Below are 21,455 nucleotides of genomic sequence, written 5' to 3' on the forward strand. Positions count from 1 at the left end.
CCGGTGCCGGTCGCAGGGATCATGAAAATGCGCCCTATTTTCGCGTCTTCCGGCGCGAAAATCCGTGCGACGCTTACCAGCCGGTAACGATTGCCGGTCTAGAACGGGGGCAAGCATACAGAAAACAGCGGAAGCCAGAATGCAACTGACATTGCTGCCCCAGCCCGACGGGCTGACGATCCGCGTCGATGAAAAACGCCTCGACGCCGCCATTGCCACCGCCTTCAAGGACCGCGTGCGCGGCATGATCGCCGGCGGCGGCGCGCAGGTGACGCTGGACCTGCGCGGGGTCGAGTTCATGGACAGTTCCGGCCTTGGCGCGGTGATCGCGATCTACAAGGCCATGCCCGCGGGGCGAAAGCTGACGCTGACCGGGCTGACCCCGAATGTCGAGCGGGTGTTCCACCTGACGCGGATGGACACCGTGCTGACGATCCGCAAGTCCGCCGAGATCCCCGCCGCGCGCCCCGAAGGCCCCGAAAGATGAGCGTTTCGCCCGAACCGGCCGGAAAGCGGCTTCGCCAGCCCCCGCCACCCCGCCAGCCGATGTTCCACCGCATCTTCCGCGCCGATCCCGCCACGGTGCGCGCCGCGCTGCTGTTCCTGCGCGAAAGGTTCGACGGCAGCGCCGGGGACGAGGTCATCGCCAAGCTGGAACTGGCGTTGGCCGAGGTGCTGAACAACATCTGCGAACACGGCACCCGATACGAGGCGCTGCGCCTGGGCGGCCGGCCGCATGCGCCGCTGATCCACCTTTGCGTCGCGCGCCATGTCGGCGGCATCGCCTGCGCGGTGACGGACGACGGCCGGCCGCTGCCCTCCTCCTGCCTCGACATGCACGACCTGCCCTGGACCGGACCGCCGCCCCAGGATGCCGAGGCGATCCTGCTGCTGCCCGAGGGCGGCTTCGGCTGGTTCCTGATCCAGGAACTGACCGCCTCGCTGTGCTATTTCCGCGAGGGGCGGCGAAACTTCCTGGCCTTCGTCGTTCCGGTGGCCGATCCGGGGCCGCAAGCCGCGCCCGCCCCCCCGGACGCCTGACCTCAGTTCAGGCCGAATTGCAGCGGATAGCGGCCGTCCTGGAATTCGCCGAACATCTCCGTCACCTCGGGATGTTCCAGCGGCTCGCCGGAATGATCCGGCACCAGGTTCTGCTCGGAGACATAGGCGACGTAATAGGTCGCCTCGGTTTCGGCATAAAGGTGATAGAACGGCTGGTTGCGCGAGGGGCGCGATTCCTCGGGGATGGATTCGTACCATTCCTCGGTGTTGGAAAACTCCGGGTCCACGTCGAACACCACGCCGCGGAACGGATGTTCGCGATGGCGCACCACCTGGCCCAGACTGTATTTCGCGCTCTTGGACGGAATCCGCATCTCACCGTTCCTGTTTGGCGCGGCTCTTACAACCACCGGGCGCCGCTGTCCACCTGTGGGGCCGCAAACCACCTGCCCGCCCTGGCGTTGACGCGAGGGCCGGGACATTCCGCATCGGGACGGGACGCAGCGCCGGGCCACAGTGCCCGCCCTATCGACGGCCGTGCCCGCGCTGCGGCTTGGCCCCATCGGCCAGGCCCGCGCAACCCGCGCAACCCGCGCTGCGGGCTGCGGGCTGCGGGCTGCGGGCTGCGGGCTGCGGGCTGCGGGCTGCGGGCTGCGGGCTGCGGGCTGCGGGCTGCGGGCTGCGGGCTGCGGGCTGCGGGCTGCGAATGCCGCAGTTTCACCGGGCCGGCAAGGCCTCGCCCGGCTCCAGCGCCACGGTCGAGATCGACATCTTGGCCGAGCCTTCCTTCACCTGATCGGCATGGGCAAGATAGACCAGCACCTGGTTTTCCTCGTCATAGATCCGCTTGACCCGCAGCGACTTGAAGATCAGCGAGCGCGAGGCGCTGAACACGTCCTCGCCCTTCGGCCCCCGGCGGATGTCGCCGATCGTAACCGGGCCGGTCCGGCTGCATTCGATGGCCGAGTTCGACGGATCCTCGAACCAGTTGCCCTGGCTCAGCCGGTCGATCACCGAACGGTCGAAATAGGCCAGGTGGCAGGTCACGCCCTGCACCTGGGGATCGGCGATGGCCTCGACGATGATGTCGTTGCCGACCCAATCCACGCCGACCTTGCCGACCACCTCGGCCGAAACGGGCGCGGCCATCAGCGCCAGGGCGGCAATCCATGTCTTCATCTCGTTCTCCGGGTCAGCGAAACCGGACCAAGCATGGCAAGCCCGCACCGCCGCCGCAAGCCCCGCTGCCCGCGGCACCCCCCAGGCATGGGCCCGGCACCGCGGGCGAATCGCGCCAGCCGCGGCGCCCCGGCAAAGCGCGGCGCGAAAGCCGCCCGTCCCCTGCCGGCAGGATCGCCATGCCGGCCCGCGCAAGACCGGGGCTGACCCGTGCCGGCCGCGCGGGATCCCTGGACACACGCCGCGCGAAATCCAAAGGCCACGCGTCGAAACGCCCACCCCGCCGGAAAAGGGTTTCCCGCGCTCGACCGATGAATCTCCACCACCCGGCACGGCGGGCCATCCAGCCGGTCCGGGCCGCGCGGCTCGCCGGACAGCGGCTTCCGCCAGGACCGCAACCCGCGATGCGCCCGCGAACGGTCCAGCCGCGTCAGCCCGATGGCTCCGCCCGATCCGGCCGTCAGCCCCGCTTGAGCCGGCTTTCGATCAGCAGGTCGGCCTCGTCCAGGATCGGATGCGCGACCGAGACGATATGCGCATTCACCCGCTTCAGGTCGCGCAGGATGTCCAGGTGCAGCGAAGAGGTCTGCTGGCTCTCCGCCCGCCCCTCGCGCAGCCGCATCAGGTGGCGCTGCGCCGACATGCGCTCCAGCCGGCGGATCTCGACCTTCTCCTCCATCAGCTGCCGCGCCAGGTCGCGGTCGCGGGTCATGAAGACGGTCTGGGCCAGCCGCAGGTTCTCGATGGTCATCAGGAACAGCCCGTCGAGTTCGCGATAGCCCTCGTCGGAAAAGCGCAGGGCCAGCGCCGCCTTCTTGCGGATCTCGGGGCCGAGCCCCTTGTCGATGATGTCGCCGACATGTTCCAGGTTGATGACGTAATCCAGGATGGTGATGGCCTGGCGCCGCTGATCCTCGCCCGCCTCGCGGCCCAGGCGGGAGAGAAAGCTCTTCACCTCCTGCTGCATGCGATCCACCCGCTCTTCCAGCACGGAAACCTCGGCCAGCGGCGCATCGTCGCCGCGGTCGAAGGCGGTGTGGGCTTGCTGCAGCATCCGTTCGACCACATCGCCGATGGCCAGCGCCGCGCGGCTGGCGCGGGCCAGCGCCACCGCCGGCGTGTCCAGCGCCTGCCCGTCGAGCAGCTGCGCCTCGATCGGCGGCGGCGCCTCATCCTCGTGCAGGATCAGCCCGGTCAGCCGCGTGACCAGCCCCGAGAAGGGCCAGATCGCCGCGGCCAGCACCAGGTTGAAGGCCAGATGCGCCTCGACCGCCAGCCCGGTTTCCGGCAGGGGCACGGCGGTCAGCACCTGCGCCGCCTGGCCCGCCAGGGGCAACGCGACAAGGCAACCGACGGCGCGCACGACCAGGTTGCCCAGGGCGACGCGGCGGGCGGCGATGCCCTGCCCGGCCGTGGCCAGCACTGGCGGGATCGCCCCGCCCAGGTTGGCGCCCAGCACCAGCACCACGGTCAGCGCCGGCTCCATCCCCAGCGACAGCACCAGCATCACCACCGCCAGCGAGGACGAGCAGATCACCGCCAGCCCCGCCGCGATGGCCAGCGCCACCGGCCAGGCATTGCCCAGCATGGCCAGGAAGGCCGCCATGGCCGCGGATTCGCGCAGGGGCTCGGTCGCATGGCCCAGCAGGCCCAGCGACAGCAGCATCAGCGCGATGCCGATCAGCGCGAGCCCGCCGCCCGACCAGCCGCGCCGGGGCTGGCGGCGCATGGCATAGCCGGCCAGCAGCAGCACCGGCACCAGCGCCTCGATCCCCGAGGCGACGATCCAGGCGGTCAGCGCCGTGCCCAGGTTGGCGCCCAGCAGCACGATCTGGGCCATGCGCGGCCGGATCATGCCGCGATCCACGAATGAGGCCGTCATCAGCGCCGTCGCGGTCGAGCTTTGCAGCCCCAGCGTCGCCACCAGCCCCGAGGCAAAGGCCCGCAGCCCGGTGCGCGTGCCCCGCCCCAGCGCCATCTTGAGCCTGACGCCGAAGGCGCGCACCATCCCGTCGCGGACCAGGCCAAGCCCGAAAAGCAGCAGCGCCACGGCCCCGGCGAGCTGGAAGATGACGGAAAGGGACTGCACGGCGCCTCACCTCCTGACACGCCACGCATGGCGCATAGGGCTGATATTTGGCCCCGCGTGGCAAGGGGTCAATGGATGCGTGGGATTTGAGACATTTCCCGCCGGTGCCCTGGCAAGCCTGCCACAGGGCCGGGCTCAGGGGCCGGGCTCAGTGGGACGGGCTCAGGGGGCCGGGCTCAGGGGGCCGGGATCGGCTCGCGCCCCGCCTCGGTCAGCAGATGCAGGCCGGTTTCGTCGAAGACGACCACGCTCAGCGGCCCGCCATAGGCCGCGCCGGTGTCGATGGCCAGGCGGTTGCCGAAATGCGTCACCTGCTTGACCGGGCTGTGGCCATGCACCACCAGCAGGCCGTGATCGCTGGCATCGTCCAGGAAACCCTTGCGGATCCAGACCAGGTCGTGCTCGGTCTGCCGGGCCAGGTCGACGCCGGGGCGGATGCCGGCATGGACGAACAGCGCCTGCGGGGCCAGGTGCCACAGCGGCAGCGCATCCAGCCAGCGCAGATGCGCCTCGGGCACGGCGCGCAGCACCTCGGCATGGGTGCGGGCGGGGTCGCGGATCTCGACGCCGTAGGAGGCCAGCGTCTCGGCCGCGCCCAGCGAGGGATGCTCGAGCCAGTGCCGCCCCGAGGCCAGGCCGGGGTCGATCCATTCCGGCTGCCAGGCAAAGCGCGGCAGGAAACGGTCGTGATTGCCCTTGAGGACGATCCAGGGCAGCCCCTCGGCCTGGCCGCGCATCAGGTAGTCGACCACGCCGCGCGAATCCGGACCGCGGTCCTGCAGGTCGCCGACATGGACCAGCCTGCCGCCACCGCCATGCGCGGCATCGTCGCGCGCGATCAACTCATGCGCGGCGCGCAGCAGGTCGAGATGGCCGTGAATGTCGCCGATGGCATAGGTCCGCATGCAAGCCCCGCAAATGAAAACCCCCGGAGCCTAGTCCGGGGGTTCGCAAGGTTCAAACCTCGAATTGCAGCGGCCGCACCTGCAGGAACTTGCCGGTGGCGCGCAGCGCCTCCAGCGCCTCGGGCTTCAGCGTCTCGTCGAGATAGAGGATGGCGATGGCATCGTCCCCGGTCTTGGTCCGGCCCAGGGTGAAATTGGCGATGTTCACGCCCAGGTCGCCCAGGGTCATGCCCAGCGCGCCGATGACCCCCGGCACGTCGCGGTTGCGGGTGTAAAGCATATGCTCGCCGATCTCGGCATCGACATTGATGCCGCGGATCTGGATGAAGCGCGGCTTGCCGTCGCTAAACACGGTGCCGGCGATGGACCGCTCGCGCGTGTCGGTGACGACGGTGGCCTTGATATAGCCGTCGAAGACGCCCGACTTGGCCTGGGTGGTGGTCGCCACCTGCACCCCGCGCTCGGCCGCCATGACCGGGGCCGAGACCATGTTCACGTCCGGGTTCGTGGCCTTCATCACCCCGGCGATCACCGCGGCGTTCAGCGCCTTGAGGTTCATCTCCGAGGCGACGCCGTCGTAAAGCACGTTGATCGCCTTGATCGGCTCGTCGGTCATCTGGCCGATGAAGGCGCCCAGGTGCCCGGCCAGCTTCAGCCAGGGCCCCATCACCGCCGCTTCCTCGGCCGTGACCGAGGGCATGTTCAGCGCATTCTGCACCGCGCCGGTCAGCAGGTAGTCCGACATCTGCTCGGCGACCTGCAGGGCGACATTCTCCTGCGCCTCGGTGGTCGAGGCGCCCAGGTGCGGCGTCACCACCACGTTCGGCAGGCCGAACAGCGGGCTCTCGGTCGCGGGCTCGGTGGCGAACACGTCCAGCGCGGCGCCGGCGACATGGCCCGATTTCAACAGCGCGGCCAGCGCCTCCTCGTCGATCAGCCCGCCGCGGGCGGCATTGACGATGCGCACGCCCTTCCTGGTCTTCTCCAGGTTCTCGCGCGACAGGATGTTGCGGGTCTTCTCGGTCAGCGGCACGTGCAGGGTGATGAAATCGGCACGGGCCAGCAGCTCGTCCAGCTCGACCTTCTTCACGCCCAGCTCCTTGGCCCGCTCCTCGGACAGGAAGGGGTCATAGGCCAGCACCTTCATCTTCAGCCCCAGCGCCCGGTCGATGACGATGGAGCCGATGTTCCCCGCGCCGATGACGCCCAGGATCTTGTTGAAGACCTCGACCCCCATGAAGCGGTTCTTCTCCCACTTGCCCTCATGGGTCGAGACGCTGGCCTCGGGCAATTGCCGCGCCACGGCGAACATCAGCGCGATGGCGTGCTCCGCCGTCGTCACCGAGTTGCCGAAGGGCGTGTTCATCACGATGACGCCCTTCTTCGAGGCCGCCGGAATATCGACATTGTCCACCCCGATCCCGGCGCGGCCGATCACCTTCAGGTTGGTGGCGTTCTCCAGCAGCTTCGCCGTCACCTTGGTGGCCGAGCGGATGGCCAGCCCGTCGTACTGGCCGATGATCTCGGCGAGCTTTTCCTTGTCCTTGCCGACATCCGGCAGGTAGTCCACGTCGACGCCGCGGTCGCGAAAGATCTGGACGGCGGTTTCCGAAAGCTTGTCCGAAACAAGAACCTTGGGCATTTCTCTATCCTCTGGATATGCGGGGGCCGGCAGCGCGCCGCAGGCGCTGCAACTCGGCTTCTTTCGTGTCCAAATATCCCGGGGTCCGGGGCAGCGCCCCGGTCCGGCAGCGCGCTCAGGCGACTTCCGCCTGCGCCTCGATCTCGGCCTCGAAGGCATGTTCGATCCAGGGCATCAGCGCCGCGACATCGGCCGTCTCGACGGTCGAGCCGCACCAGATCCGCAAGCCGGGGGGCGCGTCGCGATAGGCGCCGGCATCCAGGGCCACGCCTTCCTTCTCCAGCCGCTTGGCGACGGCCTTGGCGAAGGCGGCGCCGTCCCGGATCCGCGGATCGGTGAACTTCAGGCAGACCGAGGTGGTCGAGGCCGTGGCCGGATCCTCGGCCAGGTCGGCGATCCAATCCTTGCCGGCGATGAAGTCGCGCACGGCCTTCGCATTGGCCTCGGCGCGGGCGACCAGCGCCTTGCGGCCGCCAAGGGATTGCGCCCATTTCAGCGCCACCAGGTAGTCCTCGACGCACAGCATCGAGGGCGTGTTGATGGTCTCGCCCTTGAAGATGCCCTCGATCAGCTTGCCGCCCTTGGTCATGCGAAAGATCTTCGGCAGCGGCCAGGCGGGGGTATGGCTTTCCAGCCGCTCGACGGCGCGCGGGCTCAGGATCAGCACGCCATGCGCGCCCTCGCCGCCCAGTACCTTCTGCCAGCTGAAGGTCACCACGTCGAGCTTGTCGAAAGGCAGCTCCATCGCGAAGGCGGCCGAGGTGGCGTCGCAGATGGTCAGCCCGGCGCGGTCCGCGGGGATCGCGTCGCCGTTCGGCACCCGCACGCCCGAGGTGGTGCCGTTCCAGGTAAAGACCACGTCGTTGTCGAAATCGACCTCGGCGAAATCCACGATCTTGCCGTAATCGGCCTTGCGGACCACCGCATCCAGCTTGAGCTGCTTCACGACATCCGTGACCCAGCCCTCGCCGAAGCTTTCCCAGGCCAGCATCTCGACCTTGCGCGCGCCCAGCAGCGACCACAGCGCCATCTCGACGGCGCCGGTGTCCGAGGCGGGAACGATGCCGATGCGGTAATCCGCCGGCACGCCCAGCACGTCGCGGGTCAGGTCGATGGCCTCGGCCAGCTTGGCCTTGCCCACGGCGGCCCGATGCGAGCGGCCCAGCGGCGCGTCGGCAAGCATGTCCAGCGAGAAATTGGGGATCTTGGCGCAGGGGCCCGAGGAAAAGCGCGGATTGGCCGGCCGCGCGGCCGGAGCAGTCTTGCCCATGATGTTAGCCTTCCAGCTATGAAGCGCCGCGTTGGGGCGGCGTGTCCCGCTGATGGCCTTAGCGCCGCCGAAGGATTCCCGCAAGAAAAAATTGCAAGCCATGCATGCGACAGTTTTTCGGCATGAATCCGACTGATTGATCCGCCGCGGCGCTTTGGCTAGTGCTGCCGGAAACAATCGCCAAGGGGGCCAGCATGTTCACCGTCACCATCCTTGCCGCGCCCAGCCGCGCGGACCTGTCCGCCGCGCTGGTCGACGACCTGCGCCGCGCCTGGGATGGCGGGCATGTCATCTGGCTGGCCCAGGGCACCGCCGCCGAATTTCCCCTCGCCGCCGAGCCGGCGGATTTCTGGCAGACATGGGAACGGCTGCAGGCCGAGGGCTTCGACCTGGCGATCCAGCCCACGCGCGGCCGGCGCAAGGCGGTGCTGCTGGCCGACATGGATTCGACCATGATCCAGCAGGAATGCATCGACGAGCTGGCCGATGTCGCCGGCGTGGGCGAGCGCGTCGCCGCCATCACCGCCCGCGCCATGAACGGAGAGCTGAACTTCCACGAGGCCCTGCTGGCCCGCGTCGGCCTGCTGGCCGGCCTGCGCGAATCGGCCATCGCCGAGGTGCTGGACAATCGCATCACGCTGGCCCCCGGCGGCCGGCAGCTGGTGGCGACGATGCATGCGCAGGGCGCCTATGCCGCGCTGGTCTCGGGCGGGTTCACCGATTTCACCGGCCCGGTCGCCCGCGCGCTCGGCTTCGACGAGCATCGCGCCAACACGCTCCTGGCCGAGGAAGGCGTGCTGACCGGCCATGTCGCCCTGCCGATCCTGGGCCGCGAGGCCAAGGTCGAGGCGCTGCGCGACATCACCGCCGCCCGCGGCCTGGCCCCCGCCGACGTGCTGGCGGTGGGCGACGGCGCCAACGACCTCGACATGCTCAAGCTGGCCGGCATGGGCGTCGCGCTGCACGCCAAACCCGTGGTCGCAGCCCAGGTGGGCTTGCGAATCAACCACGGCGACCTGACCGCGCTGCTCTATCTGCAAGGCTATGCGGCCGAGGAATTCGCCGCATAGGACCGTCGGCCGCCCGCATCACCCCGCGGCAAAAGCGCAGGGCGCGGACCCGCACGAACTTGCGATCATGACCCATCGGTGACAGAAGCAGGGGATGAATCCGCGCCTCAAAGCCCTGACCGTCCACCTGCTGACCGCGACCGGAGCGGTGCTGTCCATGCTTGCCCTGCTGGCCGCCGTCCGGGGCGAATGGTCGCAGATGTTCTTCTGGCTGGTCATCGCGCTGATCGTGGACGGCGTCGACGGCCCGCTGGCGCGGCGCTATCACGTCAAGACCAACTGGCCGACCTATGACGGCGTGTTGATGGACCTGATCATCGACTACCTGACCTATGTCTTCATCCCGGCCTATGCGCTGTTCATGTCGGGGCTTTTGCCGGGCTGGACCGGCTGGATCGCGATCATCGCCATCACCTATGGCAGCGTGATCTATTTCGCCGACACCCGGATGAAGACCCGCGACAATTCCTTTGCCGGCTTCCCCGCCTGCTGGAACATGGTGGTGCTGGTGCTGTTCGCGATCAAGCCGGATTTCTGGCTGACGCTGGCCATCGTCGTGGCGCTGGCGATCGCCATGTTCACCAATCTCAAGTTCATCCACCCGATGCGCACCGAACGCTGGCGCCTGGTCTCGCTGCCCGTCACCGTGGCCTGGGTGGGGTTCTCGGTCTGGGCGGTGCTGGTCGATTTCCACCCCGAAAGCTTTGCCCGCTGGGGGCTGCTGCTCAGCTCGCTCTGGCTGATGTTCGCGGGCCTCGCCCAGCAGCTGACCGAGCGGCGGGCTTGATCGCCGGCCGTTTTGCCGGGAAGCTGCGCCCAGGGATCAGCCCAAGGGGGACGGGGATGCTTGCGAAACTGATGCAGACGGCCGCGCTGGCGGCGATTCTGGCCACGCCGGCGCTGGCGGCGCCGGATTCGATCACGCTGGCCATGGTGCTGGAGCCGCCGAACCTGGACCCGACCGGGGGCGCCGCCGCCGCCATCGACGAGGTGGTCTATGCCAATGTCTTCGAGGGCCTGACCCGCATCGCCCCCGACGGCAGCGTCAAGCCCGGCCTGGCCGAAAGCTGGGACAGCGCCGACGGCCAGACCTACACCTTCCGCCTGCGCCCCGGCGTGACCTTCCACGACGGCGCCGCCTTCGACGCGCAGGACGTGGTCTTCTCGCTCGACCGCGCCCGCGCGCCCGACAGCACCAACGCCCAGAAGGCCCTGTTCGAGGGCATCGAGACGGTCGAGGCCCTGGACCCGCTGACCGTCCGCGTCACGCTCAAGGCGCCGGACGGCGGCTTTCCGTTCAAGATGGCCTGGGGCGACGCGGTGATGGTGGACGAGGCCAGCGTGGCCGGGATCGCCACCAGGCCCGTCGGCACCGGCCCGTTCCGCTTCGGCGAATGGCGGCAGGGCGACCATATCCGGCTCGACGCCTTCGAGGGCTACTGGGGCGAAAAGCCGGCGCTGAAAGCCGCCACCTTCCGCTTCATCGCCGATCCCAGCGCCGCCTTCGCGGCGATGATGGCAGGCGACATCGACGCCTTCCCGATCTATCCCGCCCCGGAAACCCTGGCGCAGCTGCAGGCCGATCCACGCTTCAAGGTGCTGGTCGGCACCACCGAGGGCGAGACGATCCTGGCCATGAACCACAAGCACCCGGCGCTGGCCCAGGCCAAAATACGCGAGGCCATCGCCCATGCCGTCAACCGCCAGGAAATCATCGACGGCGCCATGTTCGGCTATGGCACGCCCATCGGCACGCATTTCGCGCCGCACCATCCCGATTACGTCGACCTGACCGCGAAATCGCGATACGACCCCGAACTGGCGAAAACGCTGCTGGCCGAGTCGGGCACCCAGATCCCGACCCTGCGCCTCGCCCTGCCGCCGACGCCCTATGCCCGCCGCGGCGGCGAGATCGTGGCGGCCGAATTGCGCGCCGTGGGCATCCAGACCCAGATCACCAACATGGAATGGGCGCAATGGCTGGAACAGGTGTTCAAGAACGCCGATTACGACCTGACCATCATCAGCCATGTCGAGCCGATGGACATCGGCATCTACGCCCGCAAGGATTATTACTTCAACTACCGGAACCCGGCCTTCGACGAGACCATGGCCCGGCTCGACGCCGCCACCGACCCGGCGGAACGCTCGGCGCTGCTGAAACAGGCGCAGGAGATCATCGCCGGCGATCATGCCAACGCCTTCCTGTTCCAGCTGGCGAAGACCGGCGTCGCCAAGGCGGAAATCGAGGGGCTGTGGGAAAACGCCCCGATGCCCGCAAACGACCTGACCCAGGTGCACTGGACGCAATAGGGGCGTCGAGTCCGGCTTCTTCGTTCCCCAAATACCCAAGGAACGCCGCCACCCGCGCGGCGTTTCAGTTCTTCAGCACCAGGCACCGCCCGCCCAGGCCCCGCAGCCGGTTGCAGAAGGCATGGGCCTCGGACTTCGAGGAATAGCCGATCTGCGCGGTGAAAAGCTTCCTCGGCCCGCCCGAGATCTTGCGATGCACATAGCTCACGCGCTTGCCGCCCAGGATCGGCCGCAGCTGCCGGTTCAGCCGCGCGACCTGCGCGCTGGCCCCCGACTGGCTGGGATGGGTGGCGACGATCACGCCCCAGGGCCAGGGATGGTCGGGGGTCTGGAACTCGCGCAGCTTGCGCGCGCTGGCCAGGTCGATGCAGGCCTGGCGAAAGGGCCGCTCCTTGTCCAGCCGCACGTCCAGCCGCTGGGGCGGATCGTCGCGCCAGATCCAGGCGGTCTGGCCGGTGATCGCCTGGACATAGTCCTGCGTCTCCCAGGGCAGGCCGCCCCCCTGCGAGACGAAGCGCGCGGCACGGTTCTCGCCGCCGTTATAGGCCACCGCGGCCAGGCCGACATTGCCGAAGCTCGCCGTCAGCGTCGCCAGGTAGCGCGCCGAGGCCTCGATGGCCTTGGCCGGGTTGAAGGGATCGTCCAGCCCGACCATCTCGGCGGTGCCGGGCATGAATTGCGCGATGCCCATGGCGCCGACCGGGCTGATCGCGCCCGGCTCGAACAGGCTTTCCTTCCACAGCAGCCGGGCGAGGAAATGCGGATCGAGCCCGTTCTTCCCCGCCGCCCGCTCGATGGCCGAGCAGACATCGGGCACATAGGCGGCGACCGAAATGCAATAGGTGCCGTCATCCGTGCAGCGCAGCTGGTCCGGGGGCGGCGGCGGGCCATGGACCGCGTCCTCCACCGCCTGGACGGGAAGGGCAAGGAAAGCGGCGGAAACGGCGGCGGCAAGGGCCAGAACCGGACGGCGCATGGTGAACCCGGATGGAGTGGTCGGATGTCCAATAGCAGGCAAGGCGCGGCTTGGGAACCGCGCCTGCGCGCTTACTGGGCCTTCTTGCCCTTGCCCTTGCCGCCCTGCCCGTTGCCCTTCCCGGCGGGTTTTCCGGCTTCCGCCGCCCTGGCCGATTTGCGCGCGGCGCGGGCGGCCTCTTTCTCGGCCGCCTTGGCCGCCTGTTTCGCGGCCTTGCGCTCGGCCTTCTCGGCCTCCTTCACCCGCTTCTTCTCGGCCCTCTCGGCCTCCTTGATGCGCTTCCTCTCGGCCTTGTCGGGCAGCGGCCGCACCGGGCGCGGGGACTTGGACGGCGCGGCAGAAGCGGGGGCGGCAGGCTCGGCAGCCACATCCGCGGCGGGCTCGGCCTGTTCGGCGCGGCGGCGCTTTTCGGCGGCGGCGCGGCGCATCGCCTGGGCCAGCGCCTTGCGCACAGCCTCGTCCTGTTCGCTTTGCTTCATCGCGCGCAGGTCGCGCTGCAAGGCGGCCAGCGCGGCCTGATCCAGCAGGCGCAGCGCCGCGGTCTGGGTCTGCTCGGCAATCGCATCCAGGTCGCGCGAGGCGGAGGCGGTCGGATCGGCGGGCTTGGCCATGGGCTCTCTCCTTTCAGGCTGGGCGGATCAGGGCGGAATCTGCCACGCCCGGCCGACGCTGGCCAGAAAAAGAACGCCCCGGCCGTGGACGGGCCGGGGCGGGCATGGGGTCGGAACCGGAAGGCGCGGTTATTGCGCGGCCTGGGCCTCGGCGGTCTGCACCTCGCCCGCGGGCGCCAGGTAGCCGTTGGGCAATTCGACCAGAGGCCCTTCCAGCGCCAGGCTTTCGGCGCGGGTGCGGACCTTGACCGCGGTGCCGCTGGGGATCTCGTCGAACAGGTCCATGATGTCCTGGTTGAACAGCCGGATGCAGCCGGCCGAGGTCGCCTTGCCGATCGAGGACGGATCCATCGTGCCATGGATGCGATACATGGTGTCGCGCCCGCCCTTGTACAGATAAAGCGCGCGCGAGCCCAGCGGGTTGTCCACCCCGCCGCGCAGCCCGCCCTTGAGCGGGCCGTAAAGCTCGGGCTGGGTGCGGACCATGTTGGCGGTGGGCGTCCAGCTGGGCCAGGCATGCTTGCGGCCGATGGTTGCGCTGCCCTGGAAGTTCTTGCCCGCCTGGCCGACCGCGACGCCATAGCGCATGGCCTCGCCACTGCCCAGCACGTGATAAAGGAAGCGCGCATAGGGATCGACGACGATGGTGCCGGCGCCTTCGGGGCCGTTGTAGGGCACGCGCTGGCGGCGGTTGCGCTCGGTCAGATAGGCGGGGCGGACGGCGTTGATCTCGATCGGCTCGCCATTGGGGCCGGTATCGGTCCGCGCGCCATAGACGCCGTGATCGGGCGGCGGTTGGGTCGGGGTCTCGGCGGCAGGCGCACAGGCGGCAAGGCCAAGGCCCACCACCAGCAAAAGCGGAGCAAGGCGCATCGTTTTTCCCTTCATAGCGCACCGCGCCCAGGGGCGCGGCGGTGGCAGCTGTGAGATTGCGTCGAATGACGCGCCCGACCCGAGCAGAGGGCGGGCAAGAGTTGCAACCCCTTATCAGCCCTTCCGGTTCTGCGGCGTCAAGCCTTGGACCCGCCGGACATGCGCAATCGTTACCGAACTGTTGCCCAAACGCGCGATTTTCCGCGCCTGCCGGGCCCGATCCGCGGGTTTCGGAACCGGCGCGGGGCCAGCGACGTTGGCTTGCCGATCGGCCAAGCGCCGCAAACCCGCAAGGAAAGGAAGCTTTTCATGACCCTGACCGCCTTGCTCATCACGCTCATCATCGGGGCGATCGCCGGCTGGCTGGCCGGGCTGATCGTCAAGGGCCATGGCGAGGGGCTGCTGATGAACATCGTCATCGGCATCCTGGGCGCCGTGATCGCCGGCTGGCTGTTCCCGATGCTCGGCCTGGGCATGAGCGCCTCGGCCCCCATCCTCGGCACGATCATCTTCGCCACCCTGGGCGCGGTGATCCTGCTGGTGGTGCTGCGCCTCGTCAAGCGGGCCTGACACCGCGGCGGACGGCAAGAAAGGGGGCCTTTGAAAGGCCCCCTTTTTCCATGCTTGCCGCGATTTTCAGGCGCGGGCGGGTTGCAGCGCCGGACGGCCGGCTGCCTTGGCGCCGCGCAGGTAGCGGGCATAGCCCAGATCCTCGGCCGCGATGTCGGGCTTGCGCCCCGAGATCAGGTCGGCGATCAGCCGCCCCGAGCCCGCCGACATGGTCCAGCCCAGCGTGCCGTGGCCGGTGTTGAGGTAAAGGTTCGGGATCGGCGTCGCGCCGACGATGGGCGTGCCGTCCGGCGTCATCGGCCGCAGCCCGGTCCAGAACAGCGCCTTTTCCGCATCGCCCGCGCCGCCGAACAGCTCGCCCACCGATTTCGCCAGCGTTTCCTTGCGCCGCGGATTCAGGCTCAGGTCGTAGCCGGCGATCTCGGCCAGCCCGCCGACGCGGATGCGGTCGCCCAGGCGGGTGATCGCGACCTTGTAGGTCTCGTCCATCACCGTCGAGACCGGGGCGCGGCTTTCGTCCTGGATGTCGATGGTCAGCGAATAGCCCTTGAGCGGATAGACCGGCAGCTTCAGGCCCAGGTGCCGCACCATGCGCGGCGAATAGGAGCCCAGCGCCAGAACATAGCGATCCGCGGTCAGCCGGCCCTTGTCGGTGCGCACGGCGCTGATGCGGCCGCCCTCGGCCTCCAGCGCCTCGATGCCGACGCCCCAGCGGAAGGTCACGCCCGCCGCCACGGCCATCTCGGCCAGGCGGTTGGTAAAGAGGAAGCAGTCCCCGGTCTCGTCCCCCGGCAGGCGCAGCCCGCCGACAATCCGCTCGGCCGAACCGGCCAGCCCCGGCTCGGCGGCGACGCAGCCGTCGCGGTCCAGAACCTCGAAGGGCACACCATCGGCGCGCAGCACCTCGATGTCCTTGCCAGCCGCATCCAGCTGCTGCTGCTTGCGGAAGATCTGCAAGGTGCCCTGCGTGCGCTCGTCATAGCGGATGCCGGTTTCGGCCCGCAGCTCGCCCAAGCAGTCGCGGCTGTATTCGGCCAGCCGCACCATGCGGCTCTTGTTGACGGCATAGGCCGAAGAGGTGCAGTTCCCCAGCATCCGCGCCATCCAGGAAACCCGCTGCCAGTCCAGCCTGGGCTGGATCACCAGCGGCGCATGGCGCTGGAACATCCATTTCAGCGCCTTCAGCGGCACGCCCGGCGCCGCCCAGGGCGAGGAATAGCCGGGCGAGATCTCGCCGGCATTGGCAAAGCTCGTCTCCAGCGCCGGCCCGTCCTGCCGGTCGATCACCGTCACCTCATGCCCGGCCTTGGCCAGATACCAGGCCGACGTGACGCCCAGGACACCGGCCCCAAGAACGATGATCTTCATAGTCGCGCACCCCCCAAAATCCGAGTCGAGGGCAAGGATAGCAGCCGGCGCGGAAATGAAATCCCGATTCCGGCGGAAAATAGGCTTCATGCATCACATAATCGTCGTATACACGGTATTTTCTCGAATATCCTTCGATCATATTGCGGATAGACGAAAGATCGCCGCGATACGGCAAGAATCGGCCGGCCGGATTGCGGCCCGGCGGGGCTCTGCCTAAGCTTGGCCGGATTGTCCCAGGTTTTTCGGATCATGCCAGCAACAGCCCGCAAGAGCCCCTTTGCCCCGTTCCGCCACCGCGACTTCCGGCTGCTCTGGTCGGCGACGCTGATCTCGAACTTCGGCGGGTTGGTGCAGGCGGTGGGCGCGGCCTGGATGATGACGCAGCTGACCGATTCGGCGACGCTGATCGCGCTGGTGCAGGCGTCGAACACGTTGCCGATCATGCTGTTCGCGCTGCTTTCGGGGGCGCTGGCCGACATCTTCGACCGCCGCACGCTGCTGCTGGGGGCGCAGGTCTTCATGGCCGCGGTCTCGGTGCTGCTGGCGGTGCTGACCTGGCAGGGCTGGATGACGCCCTTGCTGCTCTTGTCGCTGACCTTCCTGATCGGGGTCGGGCAGGCGATCTACAACCCGCCCTGGCAGGCCAGCATGCAGGACCTGGTGCCGCGCGACGACCTGCCGGCGGCGGTGTCGCTGAACTCGGTGGGCTTCAACCTGATGCGTTCGGTCGGGCCGGCGGTGGGCGGGATCATCACCGCCGCCTTCGGCGCGGCGGCGGCATTCGCGGTCAATGCGGCAAGCTATATCCCGCTGCTCGGCGCGCTGATCCGCTGGCATCCGGTGACGCCGCCCCGCACCACCACGCCCGAGCCCTTCGTTGCCGCCGTGGGTGCGGGCCTGCGCTATGTGGCGCTGTCGCCGAACCTGATGCGGGTGCTGTCGCGCGGGGCGCTGTTCGGCTTTTCGGCCATCGTGGTCATGGCGCTGCTGCCGCTGGTGGCCAAGCAGAACCCCGCCGGGGGCTCGCTGCTGTTCGGGCTGCTGCTGGGCTGCTTCGGGCTGGGCGCGATCGCCGGCGCGCTGATCAACCCGCTGGTGCGCGAGCGGCTGGACAACGAGAATGTGGTCCGCGTCGCCTTTGCCGCCTTCGGCGCCTCGGCGCTGATGCTGGCGCTGACCGAAAGCACCTGGCTGCACGCGCTGGCCATGCTGCCCGCCGGGGCCAGCTGGGTGCTGGCGCTGTCGCTGTTCAACGTCACCGTGCAGCTTTCGACGCCGCGCTGGGTGGTGGCGCGCGCGCTGGCGCTTTACCAGACCGCGGTCTTCGGCGGCATGGCGGCGGGGGCCTGGATCTGGGGCTCGGTCGCCAACAGTTACGACGTGAACACGGCGCTGATCGCCGCCTCGGTGCCGCTGTTCCTGGGCGCGGTGCTGGGCCATTGGCTGCGCATCCCCGAATTCGGCACGCTGGACCTGGACCCGGTGAACCGCTTTCGCGAGCCCGAGCTGGCGCTGGACCTGCGCGGCCGCTCGGGGCCGATCATGGTGATGATCGACTATGAGATCGACCAGCTCGACGTGCCCGAGTTCCTGCGGCTGATGGCCTTGCGCCGCAACATCCGCCGCCGCGACGGCGCGCGCAACTGGGCGCTGTTGCGCGACCTGGAACATCCCGAGCGCTGGACCGAAAGCTATCACATCGCCACCTGGGACGAATACGTGCGCCACAACCTGCGCCGCACCAAGGCCGATTTCGAGACCTACCAGGACTTGAACAAGCTGCATCGCGGGACCGAACCGCCCGTGGTCCACCGCATGATCGAGCGCCACACCGTCAGCCTGGACGACGACGTGCCGCTGATCGGCAAGCTGGAAGTGCCCTGAGCGCAAAGGCCGCTTTACCGCGCCCCGGCGCCGCACTAGCGTTTCCCCATGCTGCGCTATGTGATCCGCCGCCTGATCTCGCTTGGCCTGAGCCTGCTTTTGGCCTCGGCGCTGATCTTTTCGGTGGTCGAGCTGGTGCCGGGCGATCCGGCCAGCTTCATGCTGGGCACCGGCGCCCAGCCCGAGACGGTGGCGGCGCTGCGCCAGCAGATGGGCTTGGACCTGCCTTTGCCGCTGCGCTACCTGCATTGGCTGGGGGGCGTGCTGGCGGGCGACCTGGGCCACAGCTTCACCTACAAGACGCCGGTGGCGGGGATGATCCTCGACCGGATGCAGGTCTCGCTGCCGCTGGCGCTGATGGCGCTGGCGCTGGCGGTGCTGATCGCCCTGCCCATCGGCATGTTCGCCGCCGCAAGGCGCGGCCGGGCGGGCGACACCGGGGTCATGGCGGCGACGCAGGTCGGCATCGCGCTGCCGAATTTCTGGTTCGCCATGCTGCTGGTGCTGCTGTTCGCGGTGAAGCTGCGCTGGCTGCCCGCCGGCGGCTTTCCCGGCTGGGACCATCCCGCGGCGGCGCTGAAATCGCTGCTGCTGCCCGCCGTGGCGCTGGCCCTGCCGCAGGCGGCGATCCTGGCGCGCGTGCTGCGCTCGGCCCTGGTCGAGACGCTGGGCCAGGACTACATCCGCACCGCCCGCGCCAAGGGGCTGAGCGCCGGGCAGGCGCTGTCGCGCCACGCTCTGCGCAATGCGCTGATCCCGGTGCTGACCATCATGGGGATGCAGTTTTCCTTCCTGCTGGCGGGGGCGATCATCATCGAGAACGTGTTCTACCTGCCCGGCCTTGGCCGGCTGATCTTCCAGGCCATCACCCAGCGCGACCTGATCGTGGTGCAGGGCGCGGTGCTGGTGCTGGTGGCGGCGGTGATCCTGGTCACTTTCCTGGTGGACCTGTCCTATGCGCTGGTCGACCCGAGGCTGCGCAGATGAGGGCATCGCTGATCCTGGGCGCGCTGCTTTCCGGGCTGGCGCTGGCCGCGGCGCTGGTCTCGTTCCTGTGGACGCCGGCCGACGTGACGCAGCTTGCCATCGCGCAAAAGCTGCTGCCGCCCTCGGGCCAGCATTGGCTGGGCACCGACCATTTCGGCCGCGACATGCTGTCGATGATCATGGTCGGCGCGCGCACCTCGATCGCGGTGGCGCTGGTCGCGGTGGGCATCGGCATGGGTTTCGGCGTGCCGCTGGGCCTGCTCGCCGCAGCGCGGGGCGGCTGGATCGACGAGGTGGTCATGCGCGGCAACGACCTGGTCTTTGCCTTCCCCAGCCTGGTCATCGCCATCCTGATCACCGCGGCGCTGGGGCCCTCGGCGCTGAACGCGATCATCGCCATCGGCATCTTCAACATCCCGGTCTTTGCCCGCGTCACCCGCGGAGGCGCGCTGCCGATCTGGACGCTCGACTATATCCGCGCGGCGCAGGTCGCCGGCAAGGGCGCCAGCCGCATCAGCATCCAGCACATCCTGCCCAATATCGCCAACCTCTTGATCGTGCAGGGCACCATCCAGTTCAGCCTGGGGATTTTGGCCGAGGCGGGGCTGTCCTATGTCGGCCTCGGCGCGCAGCCGCCGACGCCCAGCTGGGGGCGGATGCTGGCCGAGGCGCAGACCATGGTGGCGCTGGCCCCGCATGTCGCCGTCATCCCCGGCCTGGCCATCGTCGTGACCGTGCTGGGGCTGAACCTGCTGGGCGACGGGCTGCGCGACGCGCTGGACCCCAGATTGCGCAGGTCGCCATGATCAGGACCGGCAGGCTGGCCGTCGGCATCGGCGGGCATGACATCCTGCGCGGCATCGACCTGGCGCTGCCGCCGGGCCGCATCACCGGGCTGGTCGGCGAAAGCGGCTCGGGCAAGTCCATGGCGGCGCTGGCGATCATGGGCCTGCTGCCCCAGGGCATGGCTGCCGACGGCCGGGTGGAGCTGGACGGCCAGAACCTGCTGGAACTGCCCGAACGCGAGCTGTGCCGCATCCGCGGCAAGCGCATCGGCATGATCTTCCAGGAACCGATGACGGCGCTGAACCCGCTGATGACCATCGGCGACCAGGTGGCCGAGGTGCTGCGCATCCACCAGGGCCTGGACCGCAAGACGGCGCAGGAGCGTGCCCGCGACCGGCTGGACCGCGTCGGCCTGGCCGCGCCGCGCTTTCCGCTGACGCTTTACCCGCACGAGCTGTCGGGCGGCCAGCGCCAGCGCGTCGCCATCGCCCTGGCCATCGCGCTGCGTCCCGACCTGCTGATCGCCGACGAGCCGACGACGGCGCTGGACGTGACCACGCAGGCCCGCATCCTCGACCTGCTCAAGGGGCTGGTCCGGGACGAGGGGATGGCGCTGCTGCTGATCACCCACGACCTTGCGGTGGTCGCGGGCATCGCCGACCATGTGGCGGTCATGCAGCGCGGCACCATCGTCGAGGAAGGCCCGACCGAGCAGGTGTTCCGCCAGCGCCGCCACGCCTATACCCGCGCGCTCTTCGCCGCCTCGACCCACCAGCCGCGGCTGGTGCTGCCCCCGGCGCAGCCGCGGCCGCTGCTGCAGGTCGAGGGGGCGGTGCGCGAATACCCCCTGCCCCGCCGCGGCCTGGCCGCACCGCGCGAAACCCTGCGGGCGGTGGACGGGGTCGGCTTTCGCCTCGACGCCGGGGAATCGGTCGGGCTGGTCGGCGAATCCGGCTGCGGGAAATCGACGCTGACGCGGGCGATCCTGGGGCTCGACCCGCTGCAGGGCGGCCGCATCCTGCTGGACGGGCAAGAGGTGCGCGCCGGCCGCGCCATGGCCGCGGAGCTGCGCGCCAGGATGCAGGTGGTGTTCCAGGATCCCTTCGGCAGCTTCGATCCGCGCTGGCGGGTCGAGCGGCTGGTGGCCGAGCCCTTTCACCTGACCGGCCTGCCCCGCGACTGGCGCGAGCAGGTGGCCGAGGCGCTTTACGAGGTCGGCATTACCGGCGACGCCATGCGCCGGCACATCCACGAATTTTCCGGCGGCCAGCGCCAGCGCATCGCCATCGCCCGCGCGCTGATCATCAAGCCGCGGCTGATCGTGCTGGACGAGGCGGTCAGCGCGCTGGACGTGCGGGTGCGGGCGCAGGTGCTGGACCTGCTGGCGCGGCTGCGGGGCAGCCACGGGCTGGCCTATCTGTTCATCAGCCACGACCTGCCGGTGGTGCGCCAGATCACCGACCGGGTGCTGGTGATGGAAAAGGGCCGCATCGTCGAGGCCGGCCCCACCCACCAGGTACTCGGGCAGCCGCAGCATCCCTATACGCAAAGCCTGCTGGCGGCCACGCCGCGCATCCCGGCGGCGTGGCAGGCTCACATTCCGGTCAACGGCCTTGCGCTTTCGCCGCCCGCTCCATAACTGCTGCGGACTTGTTCTAAGCGAGACGGGACATGACACGCGAAGATCACGGCAAGGGCCCCGCCGCCGGCCGCAGGAATCGCCCGGCTTCCGCGGGAAAGCCCGCCTTCCGTTCCCTGATGGGCAGCGGCCTGCCGGCCATGCCCGAATCACCGATTCCCGACCTGGCCCGGCGCAACCGCACGCCCGATCCGCTGCAGCCGCGCCCGGCCATGGACGGCGCGGGGACGGCGCGGGAAGCCGAACCCCTGCCGGCGCGCGGGGAACGCTGCGGCAACCGCATTGAAT

At 69.2% G+C, this 21,455-nt stretch carries 20 protein-coding genes; 10 read left to right on the forward strand and 10 right to left on the reverse strand.

From position 1 onward, the window contains the following. Positions 1-139 precede the first annotated feature (139 nt). Together E3U26_RS04900 and E3U26_RS04905 are read left to right on the forward strand one after the other, a co-directional pair. Positions 140-487, forward strand: coding sequence for an STAS domain-containing protein (locus E3U26_RS04900; protein ID WP_036754272.1), 348 nt, complete (start codon positions 140-142; stop codon positions 485-487). Then, positions 484-1,041 carry an ATP-binding protein gene (locus E3U26_RS04905; RefSeq protein ID WP_072462377.1) on the forward strand — a complete coding sequence of 186 codons (558 nt, stop codon included), beginning with the start codon at positions 484-486 and terminating at the stop codon, positions 1,039-1,041. Before E3U26_RS04900 ends, E3U26_RS04905 begins: the two co-directional genes overlap by 4 nt. Positions 1,042-1,043: 2 nt before the next feature. Here the strand turns inward: E3U26_RS04905 and hspQ are convergent, their stop codons facing one another. The 6 genes from hspQ to E3U26_RS04935 all read right to left on the reverse strand — a co-directional run bounded on the left by hspQ (position 1,044) and on the right by E3U26_RS04935 (position 8,087). After that, positions 1,044-1,376: a heat shock protein HspQ gene (hspQ, locus tag E3U26_RS04910; protein ID WP_072462378.1), complete on the reverse strand. Its 333-nt coding sequence runs from the start codon at positions 1,374-1,376 to the stop codon at positions 1,044-1,046. Positions 1,377-1,719: 343 nt separating this feature from the next. After that, positions 1,720-2,181 (reverse strand): CreA family protein, encoded by a 462-nt coding sequence (locus E3U26_RS04915; RefSeq protein ID WP_072462379.1) that lies wholly within the window; start codon positions 2,179-2,181, stop codon positions 1,720-1,722. Positions 2,182-2,641: 460 nt separating this feature from the next. Next, a complete protein-coding gene (locus tag E3U26_RS04920) occupies positions 2,642-4,270 on the reverse strand; it encodes a Na/Pi cotransporter family protein (protein ID WP_499105635.1) in 1,629 nt (542 codons plus the stop codon). Between the two features lie 176 nt (positions 4,271-4,446). Then, positions 4,447-5,175 (reverse strand): metallophosphoesterase, encoded by a 729-nt coding sequence (locus E3U26_RS04925; RefSeq protein ID WP_243784309.1) that lies wholly within the window; start codon positions 5,173-5,175, stop codon positions 4,447-4,449. A gap of 52 nt (positions 5,176-5,227) precedes the next feature. After that, the gene (gene serA / locus E3U26_RS04930; protein WP_114535276.1) at positions 5,228-6,817 is read right to left on the reverse strand and encodes a phosphoglycerate dehydrogenase; all 1,590 of its coding nucleotides are present in this window, start codon (positions 6,815-6,817) and stop codon (positions 5,228-5,230) included. Positions 6,818-6,932: 115 nt separating this feature from the next. Continuing rightward, positions 6,933-8,087 carry a phosphoserine transaminase gene (locus E3U26_RS04935; protein WP_072462382.1) on the reverse strand — a complete coding sequence of 385 codons (1,155 nt, stop codon included), beginning with the start codon at positions 8,085-8,087 and terminating at the stop codon, positions 6,933-6,935. Positions 8,088-8,281: 194 nt separating this feature from the next. Between E3U26_RS04935 and serB the strand changes: the two genes are divergently transcribed. The 3 genes from serB to E3U26_RS04950 all read left to right on the forward strand — a co-directional run bounded on the left by serB (position 8,282) and on the right by E3U26_RS04950 (position 11,470). After that, positions 8,282-9,157 (forward strand): phosphoserine phosphatase SerB, encoded by an 876-nt coding sequence (serB, locus tag E3U26_RS04940; protein ID WP_116222443.1) that lies wholly within the window; start codon positions 8,282-8,284, stop codon positions 9,155-9,157. A gap of 94 nt (positions 9,158-9,251) precedes the next feature. Continuing rightward, positions 9,252-9,944 carry a CDP-alcohol phosphatidyltransferase family protein gene (locus tag E3U26_RS04945; RefSeq protein WP_036754257.1) on the forward strand — a complete coding sequence of 231 codons (693 nt, stop codon included), beginning with the start codon at positions 9,252-9,254 and terminating at the stop codon, positions 9,942-9,944. A 56-nt stretch (positions 9,945-10,000) separates the two neighbouring features. Beyond that, complete coding sequence (locus E3U26_RS04950) at positions 10,001-11,470, forward strand: ABC transporter substrate-binding protein (RefSeq protein WP_499105636.1); 1,470 nt, start codon at positions 10,001-10,003, stop codon at positions 11,468-11,470. A 64-nt stretch (positions 11,471-11,534) separates the two neighbouring features. Here E3U26_RS04950 and E3U26_RS04955 read toward each other — a convergent pair whose 3' ends face one another. The 3 genes from E3U26_RS04955 to E3U26_RS04965 form a co-directional block, all read right to left on the reverse strand. Beyond that, positions 11,535-12,446, reverse strand: a complete 912-nt coding sequence (locus E3U26_RS04955) for a lytic transglycosylase domain-containing protein (protein WP_499105637.1) — start codon at positions 12,444-12,446, stop codon at positions 11,535-11,537. A 71-nt stretch (positions 12,447-12,517) separates the two neighbouring features. After that, positions 12,518-13,057, reverse strand: coding sequence for a hypothetical protein (locus tag E3U26_RS04960; RefSeq protein WP_036754248.1), 540 nt, complete (start codon positions 13,055-13,057; stop codon positions 12,518-12,520). Between the two features lie 129 nt (positions 13,058-13,186). Continuing rightward, complete coding sequence (locus E3U26_RS04965) at positions 13,187-13,930, reverse strand: L,D-transpeptidase (RefSeq protein ID WP_499105638.1); 744 nt, start codon at positions 13,928-13,930, stop codon at positions 13,187-13,189. Positions 13,931-14,239: 309 nt separating this feature from the next. On the opposite strand from E3U26_RS04965, the gene E3U26_RS04970 reads away from it, so the two are divergent. Beyond that, entirely contained in the window at positions 14,240-14,500 is a 261-nt protein-coding gene (locus E3U26_RS04970) for a GlsB/YeaQ/YmgE family stress response membrane protein (RefSeq protein WP_024844092.1), read from the forward strand. A gap of 66 nt (positions 14,501-14,566) precedes the next feature. On the opposite strand, the gene E3U26_RS04975 is transcribed toward E3U26_RS04970, so the two are convergent. Beyond that, positions 14,567-15,868: a D-amino acid dehydrogenase gene (locus E3U26_RS04975; RefSeq protein WP_499105639.1), complete on the reverse strand. Its 1,302-nt coding sequence runs from the start codon at positions 15,866-15,868 to the stop codon at positions 14,567-14,569. A 252-nt stretch (positions 15,869-16,120) separates the two neighbouring features. On the opposite strand from E3U26_RS04975, the gene E3U26_RS04980 reads away from it, so the two are divergent. The 4 genes from E3U26_RS04980 to E3U26_RS04995 are packed head-to-tail and all read left to right on the forward strand — an operon-like array spanning position 16,121 to position 21,167. Continuing rightward, a complete protein-coding gene (locus E3U26_RS04980; protein WP_499105641.1) occupies positions 16,121-17,755 on the forward strand; it encodes an MFS transporter in 1,635 nt (544 codons plus the stop codon). A 48-nt stretch (positions 17,756-17,803) separates the two neighbouring features. Next, entirely contained in the window at positions 17,804-18,742 is a 939-nt protein-coding gene (locus E3U26_RS04985) for an ABC transporter permease (RefSeq protein ID WP_036754233.1), read from the forward strand. Then, the gene (locus tag E3U26_RS04990; protein WP_499105642.1) at positions 18,739-19,548 is read left to right on the forward strand and encodes an ABC transporter permease; all 810 of its coding nucleotides are present in this window, start codon (positions 18,739-18,741) and stop codon (positions 19,546-19,548) included. Before E3U26_RS04985 ends, E3U26_RS04990 begins: the two co-directional genes overlap by 4 nt. After that, the gene (locus E3U26_RS04995; protein WP_499105643.1) at positions 19,545-21,167 is read left to right on the forward strand and encodes an ABC transporter ATP-binding protein; all 1,623 of its coding nucleotides are present in this window, start codon (positions 19,545-19,547) and stop codon (positions 21,165-21,167) included. The genes E3U26_RS04990 and E3U26_RS04995 overlap by 4 nt, the downstream gene beginning before the upstream one ends. Positions 21,168-21,455: the final 288 nt, after the last annotated feature.

This window comes from Paracoccus ferrooxidans, from assembly GCF_029909815.1.
Lineage (GTDB): Bacteria > Pseudomonadota > Alphaproteobacteria > Rhodobacterales > Rhodobacteraceae > Paracoccus > Paracoccus versutus.